Below are 8634 nucleotides of genomic sequence, written 5' to 3'. Positions count from 1 at the left end.
AGCAACCGCCAGTCGCGGCGCGCATCGTTGGCCAGCACCGCCCGCGCCAGCCGCCAGGTGGTGGCGGCATGATCGGCTTGCGGCTTTGGCCCCTGCGCAGCCTCCAGTGCCGCCACCAGACGATCCCGCATTTCACCGGCAGCCTTGCGGGTAAAGGTGATGGCAAGCACCTCTTCGGGTTGCGCCGCCGCGCCGAGCAGAGCGAGGATGCGCTGGATGAGCAGTTCGGTCTTGCCGCTGCCGGCCGGAGCCTGAACGATAAAGGATTCCAAAGGGTTGAGTGCCTGCTGACGCGCGGCAAGATCCGGCGGCTGAGTCCATCTCAGTTGCATGACAGGTCATCTCCCCCGAGCATGGCGTCCCGTTCCGACAAGCGGCATAAAGGCTGCAGATCGCAGCGTTCGCAAGCCCGGCGACTGTCGACGGGATCGACAACGGCCTTGCCACGGGAAAAATCATCGCCGAGTTGTTGCAGGGCAAGGCGCCAGGAACGCAACAAGCCTTCCCAGTCGGCAATCTCCGACCCGGCAAGCAGGCGATGTCCGCTTGCCGCGGCCACTCCGGGCAGCAGCTCGCCGCTGCGCCCGATGCCGATAAAACCGCAGTCTCCCCGGCGCAGTTTTCCGAAAGCCACGGCGGCGGGCCCTGCCCCGCCGCGGCCCATGGCGTACAACGGCAACTGCGGCTCCACCGGCCGGTCTCCAAGCCAGTCGGCAACGGAAGCGATCCCCGTCTTGTAATCGATAATAATCTGCGATCCGTCGGCCAGGCGGTCGATGCGATCGATGCGCGTCTGCAACGTCAACGCCCCGAAGGTCTCACGATGCCAGGATTCGAGCGTCTCCACTGTAAATGGCGGACGTTGCGCCTCGGCCTGCAGCCATTCCTGCAGCAAGGCGAACAAACGCTCCTTTTCCAGCCGTTTCTGACCGGGTGGCAGCGCTATCCGACGTTCCGTTTCCATTTCCTCCAGAGCCCGCTCGGCCAAACCGGCGAGAGTTCCGCTCAACGTTTCCGGCGGCAGGGCCGTCAATGCCCACCAGTCCCTGACGTCCTCCCAGAACCATTCCAGCACACGGTGTACCAGCGAACCCCGGTCAAGACCGTCAAAGCCGAGACTGGCGGTATCCAGCCCCCTTGCACCCAGGCGGTGCCGGGCAAAGGCACGAAACGGGCAAAGCGCCTGATCCTTGAGAATCGCGGTGCCTCCCGAAATCCTGGCGCTAGCCGGAACAGGCGGCCCCGCTGCGTCGATCAGGCTTTCAAGACAAGCGTCCCCGGCTTTGATCAACCCGGAAGGACAGCGGCTTTCGGACAGTTCCGGCAGGATTTGCGGCAGGTGCCGCACCAGGGTAGCCGGGTGCCGTTCGCGGCCGTCCAGTTGCAATGGCCAGCTTACGACCAGTTCGGGAGCGCACACCAGCAGCCGCTCGGTGACTTTGCAGGCAAAATCGAGTTCCCGGGCGGCATCGGCATGCGGCATGCCGAAACGGCGCTGCAATTCGATGGGCAGCAGCGGATGGGGGCGCGCCGGTGCCGGCAGAACCTCCTCGTGAACGCCAAGCACCCAGGCCGCATCGAACTGCATGCCAGCCGCCTCCAGCGCGCCCAGAACCTGAACCCGTCCCGCGGAACCTTCCGGCTGAAAAACCGTATCGGCCGCCAGTCGCCTGAGTATCCCCAAAGCCTCGCCACGCTTCATCGGTTCGCAAACCGGATCGAGACGCGCCATGCCGGCCAGCAATTCCTTCCAGGCGGTAAAAATCTGGTACTCCCGGCTGTCAAGGCTGCGATCTCCGGGCCACTGGCAGGCCTCCAGCAGCAGCGCGAACTGCCGCGCCCAGGCCCCGGGCAGACGCGGGCTCGAGTCCGGCAGAATATGGAGGGCCGCATCCAGCTGTCGGGCCAGGATGTCCGAAATACCGATTTTTTTGCGCAATCCCTGCCGGGCAAAACGGACGACCTGCCGCAAAGGCAGTTGTCCTGCGCGCAGGCTGCGCAATTCGCGGTCGAGCAGCGCCCGGGAATGCTGTTCGACGAGGTGTCCCCAGATAAACGGGGAGCGCAGCAGGTAACCGAGGGTGTCGAGGGGCACGACATGGCCCAGCGACAGCCACTCCAAAGCCGCGACGATCATGGCCTCCTTCGCCAGAGGCCTTCCCAGGGACAGGTTGAAGACCTTTTCCGGTCCGGCTCCGGGAAGCAGCGCCCCCGGAGACAGCTCTTCGCAAAAAATCCGCTGCAGACAGTCCTGGTAGCCGCTCATGTCCAGGGCAATGACGCCGATGCTCCCGCTCTGGCACTCCAGCATCCGCCGCACCCAGCGTGCGCAGCCACGCACCTCCTGCTCCACATCGGCAAAAGCGGCAAGACCGGCTTTTCGCCGGGGGCTGGCTGGCGGCATCCAGTGCCGGACGGTGGCGCCCCGTGCCTCGGCAATCGCGCATAACCGGGTGACCATCGGCGGACAGTCGTCAAACCCGGCCAGCCATATTTCATGCGGCAGAGGCACCGCGCCATCCTGCAGCGCCTGCAGAAAACGGCCCTGCAGCAAAGCCGGATCATCCCAGCCCCCTTCCAGGCAGAGCTGGTTGTAACGCTGACGCCAACGCAGAAAGGCCCGATGATCCGCACCGCCTTCCCCGGCCGGGAAGTCCGCGCCGTACTGGCACAACAGCAGATGGGCCTTGCCTGCCTGTCTCGCGGCCTCCGCAATCCGAAGCAGGCCACTGTCGGCAGCCTCCGGATCGTCCTCGATGGCTCGTTCCCAGAGCCTTTGGGCCTGAACCGGGTCAAGCGTGTTGTCATCCAGCCCGAGGCGGGCGCACAGGCGTCGCTGCCATCCGTCGAAGGAATGAACCGCGGGGCTTTGCCAGACACTGTGCCCCGCCTGACGCTGACGAAGGTCATAGGTCTGTCGCAGGTAGCGGGCCAGGCGCTTGTTCACAGTCAGCACCAGCGCCCCCTGCTCAAGACGGGAAACCAGTATGTCCAGGGTAACGGCACTCATGGGCAGGATCCCTTTTGGCGCAAACGGGCAACAACAAACCAGATCAGATAGACAACCGCCGCGCCAATAATGTCGGCCGCGCCATCGGCAAGCTGGGGGGAGCGACGCCCTCCCAGCCCCTGCAGCACTTCAATGACAAGCCCGTAACCGATGGCAAGGGCAAAGGCCAGCCGCCAGGCGCGGGGAGCGCCAAAAACGGGCGTCAGCGCCCAGCCGCCAAGCAGCGTGAAAACGGCATAGGCCAGGGCGTGCTGCGCCTTGTCCCAGGACAGCACCTCCTGAATCATCTCCGGAGGGCTCGGCATGACGGACAACACCAGAATCGCCAGGGCAAAGGCGATAAACAGAAAAAGACGCAGGCCTGCGGGAATCCGGATCATATAAACCTGAGTGACGGCCCCGCAGCGGAGGCTGCGACAGGCGGCAGAAGGACAAAACGACTGGCGGTGCGCGACAATGAAAAAACGGTCACCATGCTGGCGACTGGGCCAAGGTAGCCTATTTCAGCGCAAAAAAAAAGAGGCAGGTCCCATCGCTGAATTTCTCCTTAAACAACAGATCAACCCATGGCGCCCGCGCGCTTTGATGTCATCATGCGGAAAAGGTCGAGGTATGCGCAAAACCAGTCGTCTGGAGCGGCCGGAATCAATTTGTTGACAAAACTTGCGGGAAATCTCCTTTTATGATAACAAGGATGGACCACAAAGCGCGGTCAAGATCCGAGACGTGCCTCTCGCCGCGATGACAGGGATGCATGATCCTTTGTTGAGATAAAAACCGTTGAACTCTCGGCTGCCTGGCGAAAAACAGCCGGTTCTTTTGTGAGGAAACCCGTGAGACTATCGACAAAAAGCCGTTATGGACTGAGGGCATTATTCGACATCGCCTACAACGCCGGCAACCAGCCGGCCCAGATCAAGGATATCTCCAGGCGTCAGGAGATTTCTCCCCGCTATCTGGAACAGATATTCCAGAACTTCAAAAAAGCGGGCATCCTGAAAAGCAAAAAAGGCCCTCAGGGAGGCTATTTCCTGACCCGTAAGCCCGACCAGATCAGTATCCGCCAGATCGTCGAAGCGGCCGAGGGGGACACCTTGCTGGTTGCCTGCGCCTGCGAGGCTCCCCGGGACAAAACCGGATGCACCATGAACGGCCAATGCGTCACCCAGACCGTCTGGACCGAAGCCACAGCGCATCTCAACGGCTTTTTTGAGCACATGAGCCTGCAGGATCTGTGTGAACGCGGCCAGGACATGGGCGTCAAACGGGAAAGTGATCACCGCTTCATGTACTATACCTGATGGCGTCGCAAAAACTCGCCAACGGCCGGGCTGCATCGCGACACCAGCCGGCCTTTGTTGTTGACCCCGGGCGAAATTCGTTTAACCTGTTACGAATCCAGCCGCGTCCCCGGTTTTTCTGCATTGCACGGTCAGGGCTTCGCCGATGAGTGATTGGAAAAAATTCCTTACGGAACAGCGCATCGCCTATTTCTCCATGGAAATCGGCCTTACCGCCGAAATTCCGACCTACAGCGGCGGCCTCGGGGTACTGGCCGGGGACACCATCAAAACCGCCGCCGACCTCAAGATCCCCCTCGTGGCCGTCACCCTGCTGAGCCGCAAGGGCTACTTTCTGCAGACCATCGACGACCAGGGCCGCCAGCAGGAGAGCCCCAACACCTGGGATCCGGAAAAACTGCTGGAGTGCCTGCCCGCCAAAACCCTGCTCAGTATAGAAGGGCGGGACGTGAAAGTGCAGGCCTGGCTGTACCGCGTCACCAGCCCGAGCCGGGGCCAGGTCCCCGTACTGTTTCTCGACACCGACATCCCCGGCAACGCCGATGAAGATCGCGGCATCACCGATTATCTCTACGGGGGCGACCAGGCCTACCGTTTAAAGCAGGAAATCGTGCTCGGCATTGGCGGCGCCCGGCTGCTCGCACAGCTCGGCTTCAGTATCCGCAAGTATCACATGAACGAGGGGCACGCCAGCCTGCTGACCCTGGAACTGTTGACCCGCAGCCGCCGCCCCCTGGAAGATACCTGGGACGAGCGCAATTCCTGGAACACCCGCGAAGTTATCTCCAAATGCGTTTTTACCACGCATACGCCGGTGCGGGCCGGCCATGATCAGTTTCCCTACGAACTGGTCGAGCGCATCCTGGACCATGAAATCCCCCTCGACCTTCTCAAGGGCCTTGGCGGCCAGGAGCAGCTCAACATGACCCTGCTGGCCATGAACCTCAGTCAGTATGTCAACGGCGTGGCCAAAAAGCATGGCGAGGTTTCCCAGGCCATGTTTCCGGGTTTCGAGATACACGCCATTACCAACGGCATTCACCCCTTCACCTGGACCTCACCCTATTTCGTCAACCTTTATGGCCGCTACCTGCCCAGCTGGGCCACCGAACCGGAAATGCTGGTGCGGGTCGACAGCATCCCCGACGCGGAGATATGGGAGGCGCACTGCGGCGCCAAAGCCTATCTTTTCCAATACATCTCCGAGACCTGCGGCATCGAGCTGGACCCGGATATCCTGACCATCGGCTTCGCCCGGCGCGTGGCCACCTACAAGCGGGGCGACCTGATCTTTACCGATCTGGAACGCCTGCTGCGGATCGGAGAAGGAAAACTGCAGCTGGTTTTCGGCGGCAAGGCGCATCCGCATGACACCCCCGGCAAGGAACTGATCCACCGCATCATGGAGGTCATCGCGTCCTGTCGGGACCGCATCCGCATGGTCTACCTGCCCAACTACAACATGGAGGTCGCTTCCCGCCTGATCCCGGGGGTCGATTTGTGGCTCAACACCCCCATGCGCCCCCTCGAGGCCTCGGGAACCAGCGGCATGAAGGCGGCCATCAACGGCGTGCCCAACTTCAGCGTACTGGACGGCTGGTGGATCGAGGGCCATATCGAGGGCGTGACCGGCTGGTCCATCGGGCCGCCCTCCAGGGGCAACTCCACAAGCCAGAACCATACCGCCGAGGACGTCGAGGATCTCTACGCCAAGCTCGAAAACACCATCATGCCCCTGTATTACCAGGACAGGGCCGGCTGGATTCGCGTCATGAAAAACGCCATCGGCAAAAACGCCTACTATTTCAATACCCACGTCATGATGCGCCGTTACGTCACCGAGGCCTACTGCCACTGAACATTATCCGGGCCGGGAACATTGAACAATTGACCCGCGCCCGGCCAGCGGATAAGATGACGTGCCGACCCGCGATGTTTTGACCTCTGTCCCGGACTTTTCATTCATGCATATTCAGGATATTTTCAGCCACCACGCCACCACCTTTTCCTTCGAGTTCTTTCCGCCCAAAACGGACAAGGCGGCGCAGCGTCTGTACGAGACCATCCGCCAGCTCGAAACGCTGAAACCCCATTTCACCTCGGTCACCTACGGGGCCGGCGGCTCGACCCGCGAACGCACCCACGATCTGGTGATGCGCATCCGGGAAGACAGCTCTCTTGACCCCATCCCTCACCTGACCTGCGTGTGCAGCCCCGAGCAGGAAATCCGCCGGATCCTGGAACGCTACGCCGCGGCCGGCATCAGCAACATCCTGGCGCTGGCCGGCGACCCGCCGCCGGACATGCCCGGCTATGATCGTTCGCAGGACGCCTTTCCCCACGCCGCCGACCTGGTGCGGTTCATCCGCCGCTTCAACGACGAGGGCCTCCATCCCGACCGGCGCGGTTTCGGCATCGGCGTGGCCGGCTTTCCGGAAGGGCATCCCGCCACCCCCAACCGCCTGCTGGAAATGGACCATCTCAAGGCCAAAATCGACGAGGGCGCCGATTACATCTGCACCCAGCTGTTCTTCGACAACCGGGACTTTTACGATTTTCGCGAGCGCTGCGAACTGGCTGGCATCAAGGTGCCGATCATCGCCGGCATCATGCCCATCGCCTCGGTCGAGGGCATGAAACGCATGGCTGAACTGGCCGCCGGCGCACGCTTCCCCGCCCCGCTGCTGCGCGCCGTGGAGCGTTGCCAGAACGACCCGGAAGCGGTACGCCGCATCGGCATCCACTGGGCCACGGAGCAATGCCGCGACCTGCTCGACAACGCGGTGCGCGGCATCCATTTCTATACCCTCAACAACTCCGACGCCACGCGGCAGATCTTCCAGTGCCTCGGCCTCAACGCGAACACTCAGTAAAACACACCGCCGGCATCCTCAGTCCTCCGGTTTTTTCGACAGCACGCGATGGCATTCCTCCAGCATGTCCATGATGTCGATGCGCTGGGGGCAGTGCTTTTCGCACTGGCCGCAGCGCGTGCAATGGTCGGCCAGCGCGGTGGCGTTCAGGGTAATGGTGTAGGCGCGGTGGGCAAACAGCATGTCATCGTAGATGAAGCCATCGTTGTAAATCGTGAAAATTCTGGGGATGTTGACCCCGGCCGGGCATGGCAGGCAATAGCCGCAGGCGGTGCAGGGCACCTTGATGCGCTGCCGCAGGGTATCGCGCACCCGCGCGATCAGCTCCCGTTCCTGCACGGATAAAGAGCCCGGGTCGGCCTGTGCGGCGATGTGGCAGTTCTCTTCCACCTGGGCCGGGTCGTTCATGCCGCTGAGTATCGATGTCACCTCCGGATGATCCCATACCCAGCGCAGCGCCCACTCCGCCGGCGTCCTGCGCACCGGGGCACTGTCCCAGAGCGCCTGAATATCAGGAGCGGCGGCGCGGGCCAGGTGCCCGCCGCGCAACGGTTCCATGACCGTCACCCCGAGACCCTTCGCGGCAGCGTACTCCAGCCCCTGCCTGCCGGCCTGAACCTGTTCGTCCATGTAGTTGTACTGGATCAGGCAGAAGCTCCAGTCATAGGCATCGACGATTTTTTTGAACACCGGCAGTTCATCGTGGAAGGAAAAACCGGCGGCGCCGATGCGCCCGTCACGGATCGCCCGGTCGAGAAAATCCAGCACCCCCAGGCGACAGAGTTTTTCCCACCAGTCGGCCTTCAGAGTGTGCAGCAGGTAAAAATCGATGTGATCGGTCTGCAACCGCTGCAACTGCTCGTTGAGAAAACGGTCGAAATCAGCCGGGACTTTCACCGCCCAGGACGGCAGCTTGGTCGCCAGGCGTACCTTGTCGCGCAGTCCGCCGCGCAAGGCCCGCCCCAGAAACGCCTCGCTCTGCCCCTTGTGATACGGATAGGCCGTATCCAGATAATTGATACCTTTCTCCATGGCAACCCGCAGCACCCGCTCCGCCCGCCGCTCATCGATCCTGCCCTCGTCGCCGTCGACAACCGGCAGACGCATGCAGCCAAGGCCGAGAATCGACACCTCCACCCCGGAACGCCCCATCGTGCGATATTTCATAAACAACCCTTCCGCATCGCTGATTTACAAAACCGGACACAACTTCAGTCAGAGTAGGAACATTCCCCAAAACTGTCAAGGCGCGCAGGAGGGGGGGAGAAAGCTGTGAGCTGTAAGCCCCGCGTTCTCCCGAACCCGGATTTCCGCGTCCCGCATCCCGCAAACCGCGTCCCGAAAGCCCTTGCCCCTTGAACCTTGACTTACGCAAAACTTACGCATACACTTACAGCATCCAACAACCAGACAGCGAGGCCGCATGAGTCCCCTTACCCCCAAGCAGAAA

The 8634-nt window shown here is 62.0% G+C and carries 7 protein-coding genes; 3 read left to right on the top strand and 4 right to left on the bottom strand.

Features of this window, described 5'->3' with window-relative positions:
- The 3 genes from AB7E65_RS10335 to AB7E65_RS10325 form a co-directional block, all read right to left on the bottom strand.
- Nucleotides 1–332: UvrD-helicase domain-containing protein (locus AB7E65_RS10335; RefSeq protein WP_428745836.1), on the bottom strand; the 332-nt coding region annotated here is incomplete at its 3' end.
- Nucleotides 323–3010 (bottom strand): PD-(D/E)XK nuclease family protein, encoded by a 2688-nt coding sequence (locus tag AB7E65_RS10330; protein ID WP_428745835.1) that lies wholly within the window; start codon nucleotides 3008–3010, stop codon nucleotides 323–325. The genes AB7E65_RS10330 and AB7E65_RS10335, both read right to left, overlap by 10 nt.
- Nucleotides 3007–3390 (bottom strand): VanZ family protein, encoded by a 384-nt coding sequence (locus AB7E65_RS10325; RefSeq protein WP_072287597.1) that lies wholly within the window; start codon nucleotides 3388–3390, stop codon nucleotides 3007–3009. The genes AB7E65_RS10330 and AB7E65_RS10325 overlap by 4 nt, the downstream gene beginning before the upstream one ends.
- 453 nt (nucleotides 3391–3843) lie before the next feature.
- Here AB7E65_RS10325 and AB7E65_RS10320 point away from each other — a divergent pair, with 453 nt between their 5' ends.
- From AB7E65_RS10320 to metF, 3 genes are all read left to right on the top strand, one after another.
- A complete protein-coding gene (locus tag AB7E65_RS10320) occupies nucleotides 3844–4311 on the top strand; it encodes an RrF2 family transcriptional regulator (RefSeq protein WP_428745834.1) in 468 nt (155 codons plus the stop codon).
- 145 nt (nucleotides 4312–4456) lie between these two features.
- Nucleotides 4457–6169: an alpha-glucan family phosphorylase gene (glgP, locus tag AB7E65_RS10315; RefSeq protein WP_428745833.1), complete on the top strand. Its 1713-nt coding sequence runs from the start codon at nucleotides 4457–4459 to the stop codon at nucleotides 6167–6169.
- A 106-nt stretch (nucleotides 6170–6275) separates the two neighbouring features.
- The gene (gene metF, locus AB7E65_RS10310) at nucleotides 6276–7184 is read left to right on the top strand and encodes a methylenetetrahydrofolate reductase [NAD(P)H] (protein ID WP_428745832.1); all 909 of its coding nucleotides are present in this window, start codon (nucleotides 6276–6278) and stop codon (nucleotides 7182–7184) included.
- An 18-nt stretch (nucleotides 7185–7202) separates the two neighbouring features.
- Here the strand turns inward: metF and AB7E65_RS10305 are convergent, their stop codons facing one another.
- The gene (locus tag AB7E65_RS10305; protein WP_428745831.1) at nucleotides 7203–8351 is read right to left on the bottom strand and encodes an aldo/keto reductase; all 1149 of its coding nucleotides are present in this window, start codon (nucleotides 8349–8351) and stop codon (nucleotides 7203–7205) included.
- Nucleotides 8352–8634: the final 283 nt, after the last annotated feature.

Origin of the sequence: Syntrophotalea sp. (assembly GCF_050253115.1) — a bacterium.
Classification (GTDB): Bacteria; Desulfobacterota; Desulfuromonadia; order Desulfuromonadales; family Syntrophotaleaceae; genus Syntrophotalea; species Syntrophotalea acetylenica.
Note: the sequence above shows the minus strand (reverse complement) of the source record. Positions and strands in the feature narration are given on the sequence as shown.

Bases quoted from the DNA above. Each gene is read 5' to 3' on its own strand.
- AB7E65_RS10330 (WP_428745835.1), bottom strand. From the start codon at position 3,010: ATGAGTGCCGTTACCCTGGACATACTGGTTTCCCGTCTTGAGCAGGGG.
- AB7E65_RS10305 (WP_428745831.1), bottom strand. From the start codon at position 8,351: ATGAAATATCGCACGATGGGGCGTTCCGGGGTGGAGGTGTCGATTCTC.
- metF (WP_428745832.1), top strand. From the start codon at position 6,276: ATGCATATTCAGGATATTTTCAGCCACCACGCCACCACCTTTTCCTTC.
- AB7E65_RS10325 (WP_072287597.1), bottom strand. From the start codon at position 3,390: ATGATCCGGATTCCCGCAGGCCTGCGTCTTTTTCTGTTTATCGCCTTT.
- glgP (WP_428745833.1), top strand. From the start codon at position 4,457: ATGAGTGATTGGAAAAAATTCCTTACGGAACAGCGCATCGCCTATTTC.